This is a genomic window from bacterium, from assembly GCA_021372535.1.
Lineage (GTDB): Bacteria > Latescibacterota > Latescibacteria > Latescibacterales > Latescibacteraceae > JAFGMP01.
Genome location: JAJFUH010000059.1, coordinates 19,929 through 41,733 on the forward strand (window position 1 = coordinate 19,929; position 21,805 = coordinate 41,733).

Consider the following 21,805-nt stretch of genomic DNA (forward strand, 5'->3'; position numbering starts at 1 on the left):
ACACGCAAACTGGACAGGTGGAACACGAGGTATACCTGCCCGAGCGGTCCCGAACAGCTCATTCACCTGAAAAACTTTCAAAAATCACGGCCTTGTACCGCTGATAGACATATGATACCGCAAGCAGAATAATCCCAAGCCCGATGAATGAGAAGATGCGGTACAGCGAATCGAGAAACGACAGATCGTAGATAAATATTTTCAGAATCGTTATCCCAAAAAGCACGATCGCAACCATACGAACTTTCTGTATCCGCCGCCACATCCCGGCGCCCATCAGGAGTATCGAATAGATCAGCCAGACACCGGAGAGAGATAGTTGCTTGAGGTTTTGCAGACGGGTAATCTCGCCCTGCAGGACGGCAACGCCAGATTGTTTCGCAAAAACAATCGATCTGGTGAAACTATCTTTCGTTTCCCCGGTAATCAGGGCAAAAACAAGTAATACGAGCGCGATCCGAAGGTACATGCCTGTTTCCTTACGCCATCGATAATCGGGCATGATGGTTTTTACCCATCTTGTCTGGAGATATACACCCGCAATGAGAACCGCCAGGACCCCGGTACGAACATTCAGCGCAAACCTGAAATCTTCAATCGGCACGAATGTCATGAGCCCCAGGGTCACTGCGAATGCGACAGCCAGCAGAAGGGAACCCCAACCGCATCTGAGAACCGGCCTGACATCCATCCTCAAAGCCGGCCATACCATGATAAAAGAATAAACAGCCCAGCCCAGCGCTATCATCAGAAGAATCCTGTACACTGCCTGTCCGGCGAACAGATCGTATGTTTCAACGGTACACAGCACAAAAAGAATGATACTCCACCAGTAGTGCAGCGCCTGCCGTACCTTTGTTAAGAAGTCCTCTTTCAGGCGCCGTAACGGCAGCACGCTGAAGCCGATGGATGCCGCAAGTACCGCGAACGCAAGCGCCCGTATGTTGAAGAGAAACCTGATCCCCTCGACCGGTTTGTACCTCGCCACAGAATCGGGGAACTGGGTAACAAACAGACTGATGGTGGCAAGTACAAACAGTCCAATCGCCGCTCTCCATACATATCGCAGGTTTCCGGAGCAGCCATACCAGACCAGCGCCAGCCCCTCGATCGACCAGACGGTGACTCGCAAGAAGCCTGACAACCGAATACCCGTCGCGATGATCAGCAGCGCACCCGCCGTAAGTGCATACCGGTTGCGTATCCCTTCGTCAACGACATGACGGCGTTGTGACCATTGCAATGTCAGGAAATACACGACACCGATCAAGAGTGTTACCGGAGCCATCCATGCATGGTGGTCAGGATTGATGACAGCATACAGTGCCCAGTAGTAAAAAACCGCATTCAAGGCAGAAACTGTTTGCCTGAGCCGGGGAAACGAAGTAACAGGCTTGATAATTCCCGATATATCAAGCACATAAAACAATCCCCAGAAAAGAGTCGTAAATAAAATCGCCACGGGGAAATTGTCAACTTTATAATAATTGCCGTACCACAGGCCATATGTTATGTAGGTAGCCCCAAGCGTGAGCAGCTCGAGTATCGCCCAGGTTGTTTTTTTCATCTGTACCGCGATCAGACCGATATCGAGAAGAACGATGTAAGTAAAAAGCCCGACCTCGTTGACCACTCCGGTGCTGAGGAGAAACGGGGTGAGGAAACCGCCGAACCAGCCGAGCAGTGACACGGCAAACGAATCATATCGGATAGCCTGCTGGAACGCGGTGATTGTCACCACCGACATCAGTACGAACGCAACGGTTTGGGGAACCAGATGATAAAAATTAAACGAGGCGTACACCGAGAGATAAAGAATCGGTATTCCCGCGCCAATGAGTCCTTGCGCGAAAATGGAGAGCCCCTTCCTGTGGAAACGTGAGCCGCCATACAGCAGTGCGGTACCGGCGACCGCCCCGACGATCACCCGCATCGTCTCGTTGATCCAGTTGTTATCAAACGCATATTTCAGGAAAAATCCGATCCCGATGATAAGGGCGAGGGCGCCGATGCGATTCAGCAGTTTCCCGCCGATGAGGGCTTCCCACTCTTCACGGGTTCGGGAAGGACGGGATGGTTTGACCGGTTTGTGCGGAGTGGCTTCCCGTATGCCGCTGACAATGGCCTTTTGTTCCCGTGGAAGAGCAGTCTGCGATTGCGCTGCCTCACGGGTCCGTTCCAGAAAAACCGGTGCGGAATACTTTTCGTGCGCCATCGTTTCGCCAATACGTTCATTGCGCGCTAACGTCTCGTTCACCTGGGTGAGCGTTTTCCGGAGTTCTTCCACAACGCTCTCAAGCTGCTCGATCCGATCAGACAATGATCTTTCGTCATGCTTATCCATTTCACCGTCCTCCTCTGAATCACTTCGCTTCAGTCATTCAATCGTAGGGATTGAGTAACTGATAGACGGAAACCGGTTCCGGATTTTTTTTGAGGCTCTCTTCGATCATCTTTCTGGTCGCATCGTCCGGATGAAAGAGTTCCGCCAATGGGAGGGTCAGATCGATCAGTTCGATCCCGGAACTGTTATACTGAATCTCCCATTTGGATACAATCATCGACACACCCGCCTTTTGCGCGATCGCCGGAAGCTGGTCGTTGATGGTCGTCATGATGTTCGGGACAGACAAATTTCCGAACACTTGCTGGTGCATAAGATTCTGCAACGCCGTTCCCTGCGATTCGAGTTCCTTGACTTTTTTTTCGTCCTTGGCTTCCCGTGCTTTCTGTAATTCTTCAGCCAGTTTACCCTGTAACTCCCGTATGGTTTTCACATTGCCCGAACGATAAAAGGCCAATGCGACAAAACGCGAGTCGTATGTACCGATACGGAGTTTTGCCGGCGGTTCGGCTGCCGAGACCGAACCGTGTAAAAGCAGGATTCCCGTCAGAAGGGTGACCCATGAACGTGTTGTCTGTAAAATGGTAGACATGTCGATTCTCCCCTGAAACATCTCTCGTTTAAAACATGGTTAAAAAACACCGCATATCTTAATACAGGCTGTCAAGGGTTTGTAAACGGCCATTTTGAACCATCCCTTGACAGCCTTTTTCCATACGTGCGAATGCATTACCGTATTATGACCATTATCAGACAGGTAATGCCGGTCCTTGTTTAAAACACACCGAACCGGAATGTCAGCGAACCCGCAAGACCCTGAAGATCGGAGGTTTCGAGACCCTTAACATCGAGACCGCCGATAACACGGTAGGATACTCCTGCGCTTATACGGAAATACTTTGTCACATTCACCGTACCCTCGACAGCAGGCTCGAACACGAAGAATCCGTCGGATTCTTCCAATCCACTATCATGATCGTCGTCATCATCATCGATATCGAAGTAGCCGATTCCACCGCCGCCGACAAGCGTGGAAATCGAAGCATGGACAAGTTTCTGAGGCATAAAGACATATTCCAGTTGAAGACCGCCGTAACCCATACCAATTCTCATGTCTCTGAGTTCCCCGGTGACATCATCTTCGGCTATCCGGGCTACCTTGGGGGCTTTGGGAATGGTTACAAGACCGTAGCCTGCGGCGCCGATTGAAAAGGAATGGTTGATGATCCAGCCGCCGCGACCGCCAACAAGCAGCTCGGTTTTCCCGTTAATCGGAGTGACCTTGAAATCGGGACTGATGAATCCTCCGGGCACAAAGTTGCCGGAATAACCCGAAAAAAGCGTTTCTTCCTCCTCAGCAAAAACAGGCGCCGCCAGAACTGCCAGCATCATAAATAAGATCATGATTCTCATAGCATACTCCTTATGTTTTCAAATATGAATCCATTAGAATTTTCCGAAACGGAAGGTCAATGACCCGGCGAGTCCGCTTACATCGGAATCTTTCAGGCCGGCCAGATCGAGTCCCGAAACCAGCCGGTATGACACACCCGTACTGATCCTGAACCACTTGGTCACATTGAGGGTCCCGTTAAACGCCGGCTCGAAAACAAATACCGCATCGGCTCTGTCAAAATTGTCTGTCGTATCGGTGTTCACATAGTAATTAACTCCTCCTCCTCCGATGAGTGTATATACTGAACAATGAATAAGCTTGTTCGGTCTGAAGATATATTCCATTTCCACACCACCATACCCGAAACCCGTTTTAAGCTCGTTCTCTCCGTATACATCAATGGCTGCACCGGGAGCATCGGGTTCCGATGTTAGACCGTATCCGCCGCCGCCGAGAATAAACGAATGATTGATTATCCATCCGCCGCGTCCGCCGGTCATCCATTCCACTTTCCCGTTAAACGAAGTGACTTTGACAACAGGTCCACCGAAGCCGCCGTGAACCACATTACCCTTAATGAGCGTCTCTTCCTGGGCTCTTACGGTTGACGATGCGAACATCAGCAGAAAGCATAAAGCCAATGTTTTCATAACTGACTCCTTATGGTAACGTAACACAATGAAGGTTTGTATCCGGAAAATCCGTTTCGGTTATGGTGCATCATCATCGAACCTGCCGGCGCCGATGATGTCACCGTGATAATCGGTCACAATGAATACTTACTCTTCATCCACTATTTAAAACCCTGAAAAATATGTTAAAAGTATTATCCGGTTATCCAGTAAAATCAGCTGACATGATTGATCCCCCTCGGCTTCGCCGTCTCCCCCTTATAAAAGAAAGGGGGACGAAAGTGCCCCAAAAGCCATTCCCCCCTTAAAAAGGGGGGATGCCGCAGGCAGGGGGGATCACATACTATCGGAAGAAATTATCAATTCTGATTAAAAAGGTTTCCTATGCTTATCAAACTGGATAACCGGAAAGTATTATAAGCATTGCAGCCCGACAGCACTAAAAACGGCCAGGCGCGAAAGTCCGGGCTCCGAACCGAAAAATCATGGGGAAATTCCCCTTACAGCGCAAGAAGCCGGTATTATGTTATTATATATATAGTACATGTATAAACAGTATGGGCGCATGAATGTCTTCCTTATGCAGTATTTCACGGTACTTTTTATTTATTCCTGGGTATAATGCAGTTGTTTCCGTATTCTTTCCAGTATCTTGGTGAGATGAACAAACTCGTTGCTGGACAGAACAGATGTTATTTCGTTGACGCGTTTAAAATAAATCTTCTCTGCGTTCGCCAGAAGCTGACGGCCTTCGTCGGTCATCTGAACAAGGTTGACCCGACGGTCATCGCCGTCCGGAATTCTTTTAACCATTCCAGCCTGTTCCATACGGTCGATAAGCCCGGTTATGTTCGAACGGTTCACGAGAAGCATGCTTCCCAGTTTTGTCTGGTTCAGCATCCCGTTTTCCGACTGATCCTTCAGGAGAAGAAGCACATTGAACTGCGCTTCCGTCAGACCGTACGGACGCAGAAGCTGCTGCCCTTCCTTGACAAGGAGTGATGCGGTCAGTATAACGGTCAGAAGCGTTTCATGGCCCTGGCTTTTAAACGGTTTCAGGAGCCCGATTTCATCATGTAAACTCATTATCAATTACCTCCGCTTTATTCATCACACGTATACAATACATATTAAAATTAAAAATGTCAAGAAAAATTATATATGAAACATACATTTTTTTGTTCTCCTCAATCCGGTTCTTGATTATTGCCGTATTTTTATGTATGCTGAGTGTACATATTGCGCGATATCCACGCAATTTAATTTGGTTTTATCTGAAAATATAAATTCCCAATTTCACCACGGAGACCTGGAGAGCACGGAGAAAAGCTCAATATTTATTTGAAAATATAGGGTATCTCTATTTATCGTGTAAAATTTTAAAAATCATTCTTGTTTATACAACAGCCCCCAAACCCTCAATCCCTTTCCCCCTGAAGGGGGCAAGGGAAGTCGTTGCAACTCCGGTAGTTACCTGCCCCCGGAACGGGGGAAGGTGTCACGAAGTGACGGAAGGGGGCTTTGAGAAAAAACGTAACTTTTTTATAATTCGCTCCCCTATAAGGTATTATTAGAGGAGCCATATATTTTTATCTTTCGTTGTGACCATCAATGGACATGAGGTTTATTCATAGGAATATTTCACCATAAAGACACAAATAAAGAAAATAGATTATCCGGTTATTCAATCAGTACATAAAACTTACGAATGAGATGTTTTTAGATGTTAAAGTGTCATTCCCGTGAAAACGGGAATCCATAATTTGATGCTCATGACAGAACGATGTTAATACTGGATTCCCAATTCACTTCGTTCTTGGGAATGACAATACTCGTACAATAAACAAGTGATTATGAACTAATTGAATAACCAGATATACTATTTTTAGTAATTGTTAATCGTTCACATCTAAAAAAAGATAAAAAAATCCGCGAAAATCCGTTCGATCCGCGAAAATCCGCGTTCCATTAAATTTTTATGAATAGGTCGGGTTAAAAGACTGAGGATTCATTTTGGGAACGGTCTTTTCATTTTATGGCTTGTAATCATACTGCGGGAAGTCTTTCAACAATACAAGCGGGAGGTTCGCAATGACATGGAATATTGACAGTGGAAAACTGCTCGGGTTCATGATGGGGATTCTGATGTGCACGCTCGTATCATGCGGCACCGGAAAAACCCCGATTACGATCATTTCTCCCGATGGCAGAATCAAAGCCCGGGTAATGGCATGGGGCGGTGAAAACAGAAAAACGCTCATGTATGATGTTCTCTTTGACGATGTCCCGGTCGTAACACAATCCCCGCTCGGAATTGTGCTTAAAAATGGCGATGGATTCTCGGAAGACCTCACAGTCGAAAAAGTCACCTTTCTGGGCACCGATGTGGTCTATTCCATGCCGTACGGGAAAACATCTGAAATCAGGGATTATTTCAAGGAAGCCACTATCGAGCTCGAAGACAAAAACAAAAGGAAAATCAATCTCATTTTCAGGGCGTACAACGACGGCATCGCATTCAGGTATTACATTCCCGTCCAGAAAACACTCGATAACATCGAAATAACCGGTGAGCTGACATCGTTTTATTTCACAGGCGATCACGATTACTGGGGACTTCATCTCGACAGCTATACAACATCGTACGAAACCGATTACACCGCTTCTAAATTAGGTGCGATCTCTCCCCAGTCGCTTATAGCGCTGCCTCTTCTCATCAGGGCATCCGAAAAATCATGGGCCGCCATAACCGAAGCCAATCTTACCGATTATGCGGGTATGTACCTTAAAAAGGCCGGGGGGAAGCCGTCCGGTCTCACAGCATCGCTCTCCCCCCTGCCCGACAGCTCCGGGGTATGCGCCCGTATTAAAACTCCCCATGGGACACCCTGGCGCGTCCTCATGATCGGCGAGCAACCGGGCGATCTCATCGAATCAAACATCGTCCTCAACCTCAATGCCCCCTGTGTAATCGATAATTCATGGATACAACCCGGTAAGGTTGCCTGGGACTGGTGGAGCGGACAGGTCGTGAAAGACCGGAATTTCAAGGGTGCGATGGACGACCGGACCATGAAATACTTCATCGATTTCGCCGGAGATTACGGCCTCCGGTACATGCTCGTCGATGCGGGCTGGTACGGCGACCATGCCGATGGCGAGGTCGATATAACAAAGTCGATTCCTCAGATCGATGTTCCCGGTCTCGTACAGTATGCCGGGGAGCGCGGTGTCGGTATCATCCTCTGGCTCAACTGGAAATGCGTTGACCGCCAGATGGACGAAGCGTTCCCGCTCTACGAAAAATGGGGCGTCAAGGGCGTTAAAATCGACTATATGAACCGTGACGATCAGGAGATGGTCAACTTTTATCATCGGGCTGTTCAGAAGGCGGCGGCGCACAAGCTACTTGTCGATTTCCACGGCGCATATAAACCGACCGGCATACGGCGCACGTATCCGAACCTCATCACCCGCGAGGGCGTCATGGGTCTCGAATACAGCAAGTGGAGCGACCGTATCACACCCGACCACGACTGCACTCTTCCCTTTACGAGAATGCTTGCGGGGCCCATGGATTACACGCCCGGTGGATTTTCGAACGCGACGAAAGAACAGTTCAAACCCCAGTCTGTCGAGCCGATGACTCAGGGAACACGGTGCCACCAGCTCGCGCTCTATGTCATATTTGAAAGCCCGCTCCAGATGCTTGCCGACCATCCCGCAAACTACCGTAACAAGCCGGGCATGGATTTTCTCGAAGCCGTTCCGGTCACATGGGACAAAACGAGGGTTATCGCCGGGGAGGTGGGCGATTTCATTGCCATAGCCCGTCAGTACGCCGATGAATGGTATCTGGGGAGTATTACCGACTGGACACCGCGTCTCATGACCGTATCGCTCGATTTTCTCGGCGAGGGCGATTATGCCGCTGAAATCTATGCGGATGGGAGCGGACCCGAGGATGTCCGGAAACGTGAGGTGCTGATCACCGCCGGTGATTCAATCGATATAAACATGGCGGCGGGCGGCGGCTGCGCCGTGAGGTTTTACCCGGCTCCGGCAGGATGCAGTCTGCCGAGGTATTCACCTAAATAATATGGTGTCAGTGGAAAATCCGTGTATCGTGCATTATGTAGGGGTAATTCATGAATTACCCCTACAGGGATAAATCATGATTTCGGTTGTACAATTTTTTCCTTATCAGTCATATAACATTTCAATTATTCTGAATCGGATATTACAGCCATTCAATTCCGATTTCATTTTCCAGCTCTTTAAATTCCTTATCACCCGTTACAACCACTCCATGGCATATTTTCGCCAGGGCGGCAGCGAAACAATCGGCATAGGATATCCGGTGACGGGCTTTGAAGCGGGCGGCTTCACGGGCAAGCTGGATGTCGACATCAATAATATCGACAGGTAAAGTCCCGATTATATTTTCTATCTCTTGAGCTTTTTCTTTTCCGCACTCCCTTAAAATAATGTGATAAACCTCGCCAAAATTAACCGATGTCATGAGCAGGTTAACATCTTTCTCGACAGCGTCGTTAAAAAATGATTCAATCTTTTCAAAACCGGGTTCTTTTTCAAAAAAAACCATGAGCCCGTGAGCATCCAGGATTCTTGTCATCGTTTAAGCTTCCCTGTCTTTATCTTTTGCGCGTTCTTCCAGGAGTGTCTTTGATAATTTCCCTTCGGTCGGCAGAATCCCTGCCATTTTTCCAAAATAATCACTTGTCAGAGGCTGAATGATAATCTGGTCCCCTCTTTCCGTTATACACAATTTGGTTCCTCTTTTTATTTTCAGTCTCTGCCGGATTTTAGAGGGTATGACGATCTGCCCTTTGGTCGTAACCGTTGCCGTGGACATCAGTTTTTCCTCCTTTCCCCCAAAGTATATCATTGAATAATATCCCAATAAATAATTGTTTTACAAAAAATATATTCCTGCATATTTGGAATAGCAGGTCATGAATTACTCCTACTGTATTCCGGTAAATCGTTTCATGTTCCGCTGCGTTATCCCATCTTCCTGGGTGAGCGCGAAAACGACCATGTTGACACCGATTTTAAGCTGAGGGCTGTTGTTTTCAAAATCCTTCCACTTGAGCGCATATCCTTTGTCCGAATATACCGCCACAAGCCTGTTTTTTATCCAGACGCCTTCGAGGTAATGTACGGTTCCGGTTAAACTAGAAAGCATCGTCGCCATCGGCAGGGCAGAAGGAACATACTTCCGCGTCTCGCTGCCCAGCGGAGGGCCGTCGTTAAAATCGAAGTAACAGTGGTAAAGATGGTGGCTGTCCGGTATCGGCTCGAACCGCGCATCCTTGCCGAGTGCATTCCTGAGCATCATACGGAGCGAGGCCTCGGCCGGGCTGTATTCCGTATTGGGAGCAGCATTGTCCAGAACCGCGAAACCGCCGTTTCTGAGATATTTTCCCAGGTTTTCAGCTTCTCTCGGGGTGAGCTCGAAAGCCGTATCGGTCGTGATGTATATGAGCGGCATGGAGAACAGCCGTGAGGAATCGAGCATGAGGTGAGAATCGATTTTTGCATGAATCCCGGTATAACGGTTTACCGCTTCGGCCAGACTCAACACAGACCGTCTCAACTGGTCCGGAGGAGCGAACTCCGTTCCCCATACAGTCGCGATATACACAAAACCGTGTATATTTTTCTTGTTGCGTGAATCCTGTATGACAGTTGCCTTATATATCCCGTTATCGAGATCCCCCAGAGCGAACATCTCGTTTTTCAAGGAAATGTCCTGCGAATAATGTCCTCCCGGATTATCAGGATTTTCATATTTCGGAAATGTAAGGCCATCATCGGGGAAATGTTTCCCGGTATAATCATATGCCATATTGATCTCATCGTTCATGGCGTCCGGTGAAGGTGGAAGTTTCATAGAAATCCGGTCTGCGGGTAACCGAAAACGGATGCCGTTCGTCATGGGGAATTTTCGGGTGAAACTCCGTTTTTTGATTACCAGAGGAGTTGTCAGTCCCTTTTTTCTCAGTACAAGTTCCGTCATGAACGGTTTTACAACTTTTATAACGGGTTTTTTCAAAAATGTATAAGAGCCGGCAATTCCGATGAATGCAATAACCGCAAAAAACCCGAATATAAGAAATCCGCGTGTTTCTTTTTCATGTTTTTGAAAATCCGGTGCGCCGGAAATGGGAAAAAACCGTTTTGTATCACAACTGTTTATCATCGGTCATCACCGGCTTTCCGGAGGCATACACCTGAGGTGGTCATAAGGGATACAGGAAATCCGCTGCAATAGATTTAAAAATATTGAAGATACCATAGCCTGTAATATGGCAATTCAATTCCCATTCCTGACAAACAGTATCATGTGATACAATCATTATTATTAAGCAAATAGTATTCCAAAAGTATATGGTGAGACATAAATGCCGGAGAATAATGCGGTTTCGGGAAAGTATCCCCGATGCAGGGGTTGCATTATCATGAGAATATGTACGATTTGAAACATATACTGTACAATATCGGACAGTCTATGTGATTGAGGTTCATATCGTACGGCATGTCCCGTTACGGAACCGGGAGGCGTAATTATTGCCCGATCTATTAATACGGCGGATATAAACACGGATTTGTATTTTTAAATCTTTTACCAGAACTGTCCGGATAATTTTATAAAATGCCCCCTTTCTGTCACTTTATGACATCCTCTCCTACAAGGGGGCAGGATATAACTGCAAGCACCACACTATGGTGCTCCCTCCGGGAGAAACAGGCGCGTAAGCGCCGAAGGGGGTTGTCGTAAAAAATGAGAAATCACATCGAGAATTATGGAATGTATTGAAAACCTCAGCGTTTTCAATACATTATTCCAATTGATATGAAATTTATCCGGACACTGCTATCTTCAAGATTCACTGACGCCCCGTTTGATGCGGGGAAAGTCCGAAAAGCCTGAATATAGTACTTCTGCGGGAACGAAGATAATCCAGAATACGATTTTCACCCACTCGCTCCACCCGGACTTGCCTATGGAGAGATATTTTTATATAAACAACACGGAATAAAAGATTTTTTGACACTTTGCATAAGAATGATTATATTGCGTAGTCAATTATTGAATGCGCCTTTATCCCTCGGGGCATATTCAACGGTAAAATGAGGGAGGTATTGAGGTTCAACCGGGAAGGACGAACCTCGTAATTGAGGAGCTTACATGGCAAAGGGTAAGGTAAAGTGGTTCAACGAGCAGAAAGGGTACGGATTTATTACCCCAGATGATGGCGGCCCTGATTTATTCGTTCATCACACGAATATCATGATGGACGGATTCCGCAATCTCCAGGAAGGTCGCGCCGTTGAATACGAAAAAGTTCAAGGCAAAAAAGGCCCCGAGGCAAATAAAGTACGGCAGGTATAACCGCACTGGAACTTTGAACATCAAGGGTCTCTGTGAAAACAGAGGCCCTTTTTTTATTGAGAAGAATTCCGCGGAGTTCCGCTTCGGGATTGTTTAACGAGTCACAGCTTTCTGTCCGGCTATTTGATTTTCAGCTTCCGCATCCTGTTGAGGGCTGCCGCAAGCTCATGGGCGCGGAACATCGCCAAATCCCCCATCATACGGCTCGACAGGGTATCGAGACCGACCGTTTCGATACGGTTTATGACTTTTTTCACCACATCGCCGAGCGAACCGGAGCTGCCGATAAGTCGGTGCACGAGGGCAAGACTTCTCGAAATCGCCCGGGCCTGCGAAGGATTGACAACCTGTCTGACCCGGCTGATGTCGATAAAATCGCTGCCATACTGAACACACATTTTCTCGGATGGTTTCGGGGCATCGCTCCGGGCTGTTTTATCGGGTTCAAAACTGTGTTCGAGCGGCAGCCGCCCGGTCAGGCATTTACCGATATCGCCGGGGCGTTCCTTTTTTCTGCCCGATGGTTTATCTGCGGCTATTTTACGGGCTTTTGCGGTTACCGCAACCGGACTGTACCGCTTCATGGCTATGACGGTGTCGGCGATATCGAAATAATCACCTGCCCCGCTGAGCGCAATGATCGCAGAAACGTTCATCTCGTCGCGGAGTACGGGGAGTATGTCGATCAGGGTTGCGGAAGGCTCGTCGTCTTTCGGGATAAGCGCCTGCATGCGGGCATCCCGCACGATCATATCGGCGGGGAGGGAATCCTCATCGAAAAGCAGGAGCGAACTTCCGATCTCGAGTGTTTCCATGATATTCGCCGCTATGGATTCCGTGGCGGTCGCGTTTTCGGAGGAAAAATTCGCCGTATCGATGCCGCTGCCGCCGCTCCCGAAAAACGGCGTGAGGTTCACCCGTTCGATACGCCGCCCTGTTTCGGCATGTATGCCCGCGGCGTCGGAAACGGTAATCACATATGTCCTCCCGTCGCCGGGGATGTGATTGTATACTCCGAGTTCCAGCGCCCTGAGAACCGTGGATTTCCCGTGGAAACGCCCTCCGGTCAGAAGCGTGATTCCGGCCGGAATCCCGAGTCCGCGGACATGCCCCCTGTTGGGAAGATCGAGAGTAACCGCCAGCTCATCCGGCGCGGTGAATTCATGAGCCTTTTCTTCGGCCGGCCGGGGATCGTCGGCGCCTTTTCTCGGCAGAATGCTCCCATCGGCGATAAACGCCACGAGATTATGACTGGAGAGCTGCGCGCGGACTGCATCGGCGTCTTCGTATGCTTCAATCCATTCCGCAAGCCGGTCACCATCGACATTCTTGAATATGAGACTTTCGAGGACCACTCTCGGAATGCTCTCCATAAGCAGCTCGGCTGCGGAAGATGAATCCACTTTCCCCTTCCTGACAGGAAGTTCGGCGGTAAAACGGACTTCAATGTAGGTCTTCCCCAGAACAACGGCGGTCGATTCGAGCATTTCCTGTCCGGGACGGTCGATGAAAATCCGTCCCCCCTTCACTCCGGAAGCCCGTACCGTGTACCTCCCCGAGCGCATGTCAAAACTGCGGACAAGAAAGTCGCGGGCTCCGATTTCACGGCTTTTCGGAGTGAACACATCATGGGGGAATTTCGCCGCTTCGAATAACACGCGTACCCTCATGCGCGCCGATACACGCGAAACATCGTGGGCAACATAATCGACGGTCAGGACAAAATCGCTGAAATCATACTCGCCGGTAAGCTCCGCATAAGCGTCGGTTTCACGCTCGTTTATCGTTTGTATCAGTTTCCGTAAATCCCTTTTGTTTTTCATGAACATATCCGTTGCGCAAGGTGATAGGTATCAATCTTAAAAAAAAAGGGGTGAGAATCCTGTTCCTTCCATTTTTGACAGAAGGTGAACATCACCCCGCAACATGTGAATCTTTAATATAATACAATTTATGTTACAATGCTTGCTTAAAATCAGGTGTAATCCTTCGGATGACCGCATCAAGAAAAACATCGAGGCTGCGCTCCGTCTCACAGGTGTACGTGATTTGCGACAGCATTTCTTCCGGCTTCTGGATATAACGCCCCTTACGGGTGTAATCATCGCTGTTTTCTATCAACAGTCGAATACTCTCGTGTGTCGATTCGAGGTGGAACTGCAGCCCGAAAACACGGCCTTTATACTCGAACGCCTGATGTGCGCAGCAGTCCGTTTCCACGGTGATTCTGCCTCCCGGAGGTTCGGTGAACGTATCGCCGTGCCAGTGAAAGGCGGTAAAACGCTTCGGTAATCCGCCGAAAACGGGGGATTGTTCACCGTGCTCCGTCAGCGATACGGGAAACCAGCCGATCTCGGGCTCGCTGTTTTTGTACACTTTCCCGCCAAGCACATCTGCGAGCAACTGTGCTCCGAGACAGATTCCGAGCGCCGTTTTTCCGCCAGCAACGGCTTTTTCAAGAAAACGTTTCTCCCCGGTAAGCCAGGAGTATACGGAATCCTCGTAAATATTCATCGGCCCGCCGAGAATGACCAGCAGATCGAAGCTTCCGAGGTCGGGCAGCGCATCGCCGCGATAGAGCAGAGTCCCCTTGATGGAATGCCCCCTGTCGCGCGCCCACGATTCAACCAGCGCCGGCCCCTCGAACGGAACATGCTGGATATAATGAATTTTCATATCGTCCCTGCAAACAATGAACTACCCGTGAGTGAACTCCGGGGTATCCGATCAGGCCCCCTAACCCTTAATCCCTTTCCCCCTCAAGGGTCAAGGAAAATTGGTGCGACTCCTGTAGTTTCCTGCCCCCGGTACGGGGGAAGGTGTCACGAAGTGACGGAAGGGGCTTTTACCCCGCAGCAAGCTGCAATGAATTCTTTCGATTAAAACATATTTCCCGATAATGCTGTTATCACAACATAAATACCATCTGATGTATCGTAGAGTATATGCTGTGTCCGTACTACTGTATCTCGATCACTCCGGAGCCGGGTGAAAGCTTCAGTTTCAATCCCGCTTTCTTGTCGTAGTTCCAATCCTTCGTAAGTTTCCCGTCGAGCCTGACCTGGCCGGGTTTGGCATCGAGCCTGAGGGTTACATCAGTACGTGCCGGGGCAGCGTAGACGATTCTTCCGGGCCTCACCACAACCGAGACCGGGGCGGTCGCGCTCAGGAGCGTTCCTGCGCCGGAAACGACCTTAGTCGCCCTCATGGCCTTGAATCCGTCGCTCAGGGTGGCATAAACAAGAGCGTCGGTGGTTATACCATCCGCGGAATATTGTTTTCCGGCGGTTGTATTGATCGAATATGCAACGTTACCCAGCGACAAGGTGACATGATCGCCGTATGACCGCTCGTTGAGACCGCCGACCACACCCGCATCAGTGGTCAACACATTCACGAAGGTCGTCGCTTCCTTCCCGAGGTCTGCCGAAAGCTGGAGGAAGCCACGGGTCTTCATGGTGACTGCATCCTCACGGCCAAATTCGTAGATGGTCGGGGGACGTTTGAGAATTTCTGATGTATACCCTGCCGGAGAAACAGTGCGGATGGTGAGAGTTTTGTCTGCCCGTGTGATTGAGGCGTCCTTGCCGCTGACTGTGATATCCTCTTTGCGCGGGGCATGGAATCGCAGATTTATCTCGCGCGCATCGCCTGCGCCGACAGCCTCGTCGATGAGAACGATCGTTCTCGGGGCGCAGTAGAGGATATTTCGCCGCAGGGTAGTCAGTTTCCCCCGGTAAATCGGATCGAGCCGTCCCGATACGAAAGCGCCGTCATCGAACGTCATAAAATCCGTCACGGAGGCGGCGTTCGTCCATGCGGGCACATCGTCAAGCAGGTCCCCGTGACGCTGGCTTTCGGGGTTCCTGTCGACGAGAATGCAATTGTGCCCCGCGGGTTGGATGACGAGCTTCTGGTACCATGGATCGTCATAATAATCGCTCCTGCCCACTTCGGTGAGGAAATTCTCGCCGCGATCGGAGAGATAGAACGCCCCCTGGTCGAAATGCTGATGGTTGAAAAAGGCCCCGCAGCGGAATACAACCATAAAATCCTCGTGCCCGAATCCGCTCCTTAAAACCGCCGTGCCCGTATCCCTGAACAGAACCGAAGTCGGAAGTCCCTCCGGCCCCTGTGAAGGGACACTGTCATCCATGAGCAGAAGATCGACATCGCTCCTGCCCGGAGCGAGGTCGTAGAGCCATTTCAGGCGGGGGTCGTGATACCTAGAGATGAGATAGGAAAAGACAGACATGCTGGACAGGCGGTCGACCGTATCCCCGTAATCGTACAGTTCCTTCGTCGACGAATCCATCTGATAGAGGAGAAATTTATATGATTGAGCGAGTTTTTCGGGGAACTTTATACCGAATGTGTTGTCGAGGGCGGGCAAGGCGACATTGATGCAGTGCATCGCATGGTTGAGATAGGAATACCCCTCGCCGTAATCGCCGTCCCTGTCGATCGACTGTATGAGGGCATTGAGCTTGAGGAGCATCCCGGTCATGTACGGCTCCATGTCCTCATCTTTGAAATCGTTCATGACCGCAAGCGCACAGAGCAGCCCGCCGCCGGTTACATCGCCGATCCAGTTCGAGGTGTTCGATGAAACCCTGTTGTCGCGGACATACTCCTTGAAAACCTCGGTGACTCCCTTCGAATAGAGCGCATCGGCTACCTCGCGGCGCTCCTCCGGGGTAAAACGGGCGCACACCATGTCGAATCCGATAGCCAGGTCCGCCAGCTTCTGTCCGACCGGCCAGTAGGTGAACTGCCCCTGGTTCAGAATATGGGGATGAACGAAGCTCGGCCATTTCGCCATCATGAGGAGCGCGCGGCAGGCGGCATCTCCCGCTTCGGCGTCCCCCGAAATACCGTATACGATTCCGTTCGCCCGGATATAGGTGGACGGTGTGCTGATGGCCTGGATATATCCGCCGTAAGTCGGCAGCCAGTATATATCGTCATAGGCATCGAGGTTGTACTTGAATTCTTCCGGCTTGCGGGCGCCCCGGGTTCTGCTTGCATTCTGCTGGAGGCTTTCCCATATCTCGCGCATTCGCCCGGAGGAAGCCTTGTCCAGTATCTTCGGGGCGTCGCCGGGTTTCATGAGCAGGCGCGGATTGGTTTTCGGCGCATCGGCGCGCCTGACGAGAAACACGAGGTCCGTCGAGATGGTATCGTCCTTCTTGTCCTTCGAGGATGCCTTGACCGTGACACGCCACATGCCCGATGTGATCCCGGTACCCGGTGTGAGCGGAATCGAAACCGACCAGTCGCTGTCCGTTTTCTTCATCCGGAAAGTGCCGGTAATTTCACCAGTAAGCGCCTGCGAGACTATGACCGCCGCCGAACCGACATTGAACGGCGGATTGCCGGAGATGGTAATCGACTCGCCCTCGGTGAAATGCTTCCCCGCTATGTATTCCGGCCACTCATCGAGCTTGTGAACGGCCGGGGAGCTGAATTTCCATGCGGATTCGCGCATACCGTTTATTTTGACATCATCGACTCCGAAACGGAGGAGGTTTTCCGGGTCGGCGTTGGGACAGAACGCCATAAAGGCAACCGCCGCAAGCTTCTGCATGCTCCCTCCGGAGATGACATCGCTCATTTTGATGGCGCAGTCACGCCAGGTCGACCGTGCACTGAACGAAATCGTCCGCTCGACCATGGTCCCGTCGGCAAATCCGAAGCGAACCCGGACGCCGCCGATATCGCGGTTACTCTTAATAAAGCACTTGAACGTCAGAACGCTCGATGCATCGACATACAGATCGAGTTTTTTCCTGACGCCGAACATAGTGTCGATTTCGAAATTCGGGGTGATTTCCCGGTAAAGGGCTCTGTTCTGGGCTTTTTTGTCAGCATAGAGAGGTTTTACCCATATGGTCGGATCGTATGCAGTGTCCTGGGAAGGAGGATAGGACGACCATGCGCCCACAGAACCGTTTTCGAAATCGAATACGTACGTATACGGTTCGAGAACCGGAGCTGCCAATACCGGCGTCATACCTGACAACATACACAGAACAACCAGCACAGCAATAACCATGCGTTTCATAGTACCTCCGTACAAGTTAAACAAGTGGTATACAATCAAACCTGTTTTTCCAGAATAACTACCGCTGCCGAAATGCCGCTGTCGTGGGTAATGGTGACAAAGGCACGGCTGACACCGATGCTGTCCGCAATCTTCCTGGCTTTCCCGCAAAAGACAATCTCAGGGCGGCCACCGTTCCCCGTGACGACCTCAACCGCTGTGAATCCGCCGCATTCGTCCCATCCCCTGCCGAGAGCCTTGAACGCGGCCTCTTTTACGGCGAACCGGGCTGCCAGGCTTTCGTATGCGTTTTTCTTCGAGCGGCAGTATTCCAGCTCGGTGCAGGTGAATACACGGCGTGTAAACCGTTCACCATAACGCTCTATTGCCGACCTGATGCGGTCGGCTCTCAGTATGTCAATTCCGATACCTGCTATCATATTTTTCTCCGGTCAGCATGAAATATAACCTCATACCGGTTTTTTGCAAGATGAACCTGCATGGCCACAAAGCCGTAACACCTTGACAGAAAATCTTTCTCAAAGTATCTTTTATACGTTATAAAATATACGTGCATTTTGTAAGTTGATAAATATAAAAGAACTATATAATATCACCCCGGAACATCACCCTTTCTGTCCATATGATTTTACCGATTTTCACTCTTTCCTGGCGCATAAAGGAAAAATTCCGGGCACGTTCCTGTTTTTCAGGCATTTCAATAACAGCACCGGAAGCAACGGCATGAATGAACATCCCCTGTATCCGATCTTTCTTCCGATCGGCGGAAGACCCTGTGTCATCGTGGGCGGTGGAGCGGTCGCCCTCAGAAAAGCCCGCGACCTCATCGAGACCGGAGCCGTGCTAACCGTGGTGGCGGAAAACCCGTCCGGCGGAATTACCGCTCTGTCGGAGCAGGGTATGTTCGTTCTGAAAACAAAACGGTTCGAGCCGGACGATATCGATGGCGCATTCCTCGTATTCGCCGCCACGGACGATGAGGATGTCAATGCCGCGATTGCCGAAGCTGCGCGACGGAAACGGATTCTTGTCAACGTCGTAGATACCCCGGCGCTCTGTGATTTCTATTCCGGCGCGGTGGTCAGACGCGGCCCGCTGCGTATCGCGATATCTACCGGCGGACTGTGTCCGGGGCTGGCGGGGCATATCCGCTGCGAACTCGAGAAGCTGTTTCCTGAACGGTATGGCGATTTTATCGAGGCGATGGGTGAAATTAGAACGTATATTATATCCTGCGCCGATCTGACAGCCGAACGGAAAAACACGGCGCTCTCGTGGCTGGTGCGGGATGAAACACGCGCACTCTTTTTTTTATCGGGGAAAGAAGCAGTATGGGAGGAATTAAAAAAAGTCATTTCTTCATGACCGGTATTTCCCACAAAACCGCCGAGGTGGAGCTGCGCGAGAAAGTATCGATCTCACCCGATTCGCTCGGTGCCGTTCTGAAGGGTTTGAAATCCATTCGGGGCGTCTCGGAATGCGTGGTGCTTTCCACCTGTAACAGGACCGAACTGTACACGGTGCTCAGCGAACCGGTAAAAAAGGTACGCGGTCTTATCGAGCGGTACATTCTTTCGGTGACCGGCCAGGAGCCATCCATGTTGGACAGATTCTACCGGTTCCAGGGGATGGAGGTCGTCGAACACCTCTTCATGGTGACATGCGGTCTCGACTCGATGATCATCGGCGAGCCGCAGATATTCGGACAGGTCAAAAACGCCTACTCGGCCGCATGCGACCACCTGTGCACGGGCCCGGTGTTCAACCGCCTCTTTCACCATACTTTCAGGGTCGGCAAGCTCGCACGGAATACCACATCGATCGGCGAGGGAGCCGTCTCGGTAAGCTATGCGGCGGTCGAACTCGCACGAAAGGTTTTCGGCACGCTCGACGGCCGTTCGGTTCTTCTCGTAGGCGCCGGTAAAATCGGCGAGCTCTGCGCGCGGCAGCTCGTCAATTCCGGTGTGGAACGGCTGTACGTCTCGAACAGGACGGCGCTGCGGGCTGCCGATCTCGCCGGCAGAGTCGCCGGGGAGACAATACCGTTCGACAAGATCGCCCCGATGAGTTCTTCGGTCGATATCATACTCTCGTCGGTCGCAAGCTGCAGTCCGGTCATGAAAACGAGCGATTTTCTGACATACATGCAAGCCCGCAAAAACTCGCCGCTCTTTATCATCGACCTCGGAGTACCCCGCAATGTCGAGCCCGATGCCTCGGACACCGACCGTATCGTTCTCTATAACATAGATGACCTCGAGGATGTCATTTTCGGCAACCGTGACAAACGTAAAAGCGAGGCCGAAAAAGCAAAAAAACTGATCGTTAAAGAGGTCGAAGAATTTCGCTCATGGCTTTCGGAACGCACCGTTATCCCGGTAATCCAGCGTCTCCGCGAGCGGTGCGAATCTATCCGCCAGGAAGAACTCGACAAGGTCAGAAACCGTATAAATCCGGAAGCTTTTAAAACGCTCGATCTTGTCACACGGCGTGTTGTGAGAAAAATTCTTCACAATCCCACCATAACCATGCGCGCCGCGGCATCGGAAAGCTCCCGGGAACGTCTCGTAAATTCCGTTCGCGAGCTCTTTATCGACGAAAAAAACGAATAAAATGTCCTGTCCAGCCATGAAGAGAATATCACTGGTACTCGGAACACGCGGAAGCACTCTTGCGCTTGCCCAGACGGAAACTGTCCGGGCGCGGCTCATGCTCATGTTTCCGGAACTGAAAATCGAAACGCGTATCATTAAAACCGAAGGGGATATCGATCGCACCTCTCCGCTTTCGGACTTCGGCGGCCGCGGAGCGTTTGTGCGGAGTATAGAGAACGCCCTGCTCCTGCATAAGATTGACGCTGCTGTGCACAGCCTCAAGGACCTGCCGTCGAAACTTCCCGAAGGGCTCGTGCTCGGCGCGGCGCCTGAAAGGGCGGATTACCGCGATGTCCTGGTCTCTCCGGTCGGTCATACGCTCAAAACGCTTCCCTCCGGAAGTGTCATCGCCACTGGCAGTATCAGGCGGAGGGTTCAGATTCGGGCTGTCCGCCCCGATGTCGTTTTTGCCGATATTCGGGGAAATATCGAAACACGGCTGAAAAAACCCGGCCATGAATCCGTCGATGCGGTCGTGCTTGCAGCCGCGGGACTCGAACGTCTCGGGCTTTCTTCGGCGGTCACGGAGTATCTGGACACCGAAACCGTCCTGCCCGCGCCGTGCCAGGGTGCGCTCGGCCTGGAATGCAGAGCGGATGACCCCGATGTCCTGTCGCTCCTGAATGCAATTGATGACCGCGATGTCCGCGCCTGCGTGGAGACCGAGCGGGCGTTTATCGAAACCCTCGGCATGGGTTGCCATATGCCGGTGGGCGCGCTTGCCCGTTTCGAGGGCAGGGAGATTGTCTTCAGCGGTTTCGTCTCTCCCGCCGGACACGGGGATATGATGAGGGAAACTATTCACGCAACTCCCGAACAGGCGCAAACATCGGCGCGGGAGATGGCCGGAAGGTTACGCCGTGCGGTCGGTAATAACGGCAAAAAATAATCATTATAAGAGTGACCACTATAACGATAGAGTAAAATGGAAATCATTAAATTCTCTTGTGATCCCCAAATCCATATCTGAATGTTGAATAACATTTTGATTATAAATAGAATCAAAAAATTGCCTGAGAATTTATTTTCCCGTTGAAAAGCCCCGCGGTCACAACCGGTTTTCGGAAAAAGAATGGGTGCTGTCCGAGCGAGCCGAAGGCTCGTGAGTTCACACATTCCCGAAAAACGGGCAGTGAACGGGGAATAAGGCTTTTCACGGGCACCCTTTCCTTTGGATACTTTCCTTTGGGTGTGCAAAGGAAAGTATCATCTTAAAAGTATTCTGAAAAATTATAGGGGCTTCAGAACAGCCAAATTCTCTGTTGAACTCCGTTTTCCGTTTATTTATTATCCAT

Annotated in this window: 17 protein-coding genes; 5 read left to right on the forward strand and 12 right to left on the reverse strand. The window is 50.5% G+C overall.

Annotated features, from left to right (window positions below; genetic code table 11):
- Positions 1-58: 58 nt before the first annotated feature.
- The 5 genes from LLG96_06340 to LLG96_06360 all read right to left on the reverse strand — a co-directional run bounded on the left by LLG96_06340 (position 59) and on the right by LLG96_06360 (position 5,458).
- Positions 59-2,344 carry a DUF2339 domain-containing protein gene (locus tag LLG96_06340; GenBank protein ID MCE5249824.1) on the reverse strand — a complete coding sequence of 762 codons (2,286 nt, stop codon included), beginning with the start codon at positions 2,342-2,344 and terminating at the stop codon, positions 59-61.
- Between the two features lie 37 nt (positions 2,345-2,381).
- Complete coding sequence (locus tag LLG96_06345; GenBank protein MCE5249825.1) at positions 2,382-2,936, reverse strand: hypothetical protein; 555 nt, start codon at positions 2,934-2,936, stop codon at positions 2,382-2,384.
- 182 nt (positions 2,937-3,118) lie between these two features.
- The gene (locus tag LLG96_06350) at positions 3,119-3,757 is read right to left on the reverse strand and encodes a hypothetical protein (GenBank protein MCE5249826.1); all 639 of its coding nucleotides are present in this window, start codon (positions 3,755-3,757) and stop codon (positions 3,119-3,121) included.
- A 33-nt stretch (positions 3,758-3,790) separates the two neighbouring features.
- Complete coding sequence (locus tag LLG96_06355; protein MCE5249827.1) at positions 3,791-4,390, reverse strand: hypothetical protein; 600 nt, start codon at positions 4,388-4,390, stop codon at positions 3,791-3,793.
- Positions 4,391-4,978: 588 nt separating this feature from the next.
- Positions 4,979-5,458, reverse strand: coding sequence for a MarR family transcriptional regulator (locus LLG96_06360; GenBank protein MCE5249828.1), 480 nt, complete (start codon positions 5,456-5,458; stop codon positions 4,979-4,981).
- Positions 5,459-6,463: 1,005 nt separating this feature from the next.
- On the opposite strand from LLG96_06360, the gene LLG96_06365 reads away from it, so the two are divergent.
- On the forward strand, positions 6,464-8,470 hold the full coding sequence (locus LLG96_06365; protein MCE5249829.1) for a glycoside hydrolase family 97 protein: 2,007 nt from the start codon (positions 6,464-6,466) through the stop codon (positions 8,468-8,470).
- A 142-nt stretch (positions 8,471-8,612) separates the two neighbouring features.
- On the opposite strand, the gene LLG96_06370 is transcribed toward LLG96_06365, so the two are convergent.
- The 3 genes from LLG96_06370 to LLG96_06380 form a co-directional block, all read right to left on the reverse strand.
- The gene (locus LLG96_06370) at positions 8,613-9,008 is read right to left on the reverse strand and encodes a type II toxin-antitoxin system VapC family toxin (protein ID MCE5249830.1); all 396 of its coding nucleotides are present in this window, start codon (positions 9,006-9,008) and stop codon (positions 8,613-8,615) included.
- A gap of 3 nt (positions 9,009-9,011) precedes the next feature.
- Positions 9,012-9,248, reverse strand: a complete 237-nt coding sequence (locus tag LLG96_06375) for an AbrB/MazE/SpoVT family DNA-binding domain-containing protein (protein ID MCE5249831.1) — start codon at positions 9,246-9,248, stop codon at positions 9,012-9,014.
- A gap of 111 nt (positions 9,249-9,359) precedes the next feature.
- Positions 9,360-10,598 carry a DUF4159 domain-containing protein gene (locus LLG96_06380; GenBank protein ID MCE5249832.1) on the reverse strand — a complete coding sequence of 413 codons (1,239 nt, stop codon included), beginning with the start codon at positions 10,596-10,598 and terminating at the stop codon, positions 9,360-9,362.
- Positions 10,599-11,588: 990 nt separating this feature from the next.
- Here LLG96_06380 and LLG96_06385 point away from each other — a divergent pair.
- Positions 11,589-11,792: a cold shock domain-containing protein gene (locus LLG96_06385; protein MCE5249833.1), complete on the forward strand. Its 204-nt coding sequence runs from the start codon at positions 11,589-11,591 to the stop codon at positions 11,790-11,792.
- Between the two features lie 119 nt (positions 11,793-11,911).
- On the opposite strand, the gene LLG96_06390 is transcribed toward LLG96_06385, so the two are convergent.
- The 4 genes from LLG96_06390 to acpS all read right to left on the reverse strand — a co-directional run bounded on the left by LLG96_06390 (position 11,912) and on the right by acpS (position 18,275).
- Positions 11,912-13,615: an ABC-ATPase domain-containing protein gene (locus tag LLG96_06390; protein ID MCE5249834.1), complete on the reverse strand. Its 1,704-nt coding sequence runs from the start codon at positions 13,613-13,615 to the stop codon at positions 11,912-11,914.
- Between the two features lie 133 nt (positions 13,616-13,748).
- A complete protein-coding gene (locus LLG96_06395; GenBank protein MCE5249835.1) occupies positions 13,749-14,468 on the reverse strand; it encodes a type 1 glutamine amidotransferase in 720 nt (239 codons plus the stop codon).
- 283 nt (positions 14,469-14,751) lie between these two features.
- Complete coding sequence (locus LLG96_06400) at positions 14,752-17,856, reverse strand: heparinase II/III-family protein (protein MCE5249836.1); 3,105 nt, start codon at positions 17,854-17,856, stop codon at positions 14,752-14,754.
- Between the two features lie 35 nt (positions 17,857-17,891).
- Positions 17,892-18,275 carry a holo-ACP synthase gene (acpS, locus tag LLG96_06405; GenBank protein MCE5249837.1) on the reverse strand — a complete coding sequence of 128 codons (384 nt, stop codon included), beginning with the start codon at positions 18,273-18,275 and terminating at the stop codon, positions 17,892-17,894.
- Positions 18,276-18,579: 304 nt separating this feature from the next.
- Between acpS and LLG96_06410 the strand changes: the two genes are divergently transcribed.
- The 3 genes from LLG96_06410 to hemC are packed head-to-tail and all read left to right on the forward strand — an operon-like array spanning position 18,580 to position 21,399.
- Entirely contained in the window at positions 18,580-19,221 is a 642-nt protein-coding gene (locus LLG96_06410; protein ID MCE5249838.1) for a bifunctional precorrin-2 dehydrogenase/sirohydrochlorin ferrochelatase, read from the forward strand.
- Positions 19,188-20,468, forward strand: coding sequence for a glutamyl-tRNA reductase (hemA, locus tag LLG96_06415; GenBank protein MCE5249839.1), 1,281 nt, complete (start codon positions 19,188-19,190; stop codon positions 20,466-20,468). Before LLG96_06410 ends, hemA begins: the two co-directional genes overlap by 34 nt.
- Before the next feature lie 16 nt (positions 20,469-20,484).
- The gene (gene hemC / locus LLG96_06420) at positions 20,485-21,399 is read left to right on the forward strand and encodes a hydroxymethylbilane synthase (GenBank protein MCE5249840.1); all 915 of its coding nucleotides are present in this window, start codon (positions 20,485-20,487) and stop codon (positions 21,397-21,399) included.
- Positions 21,400-21,805: the final 406 nt, after the last annotated feature.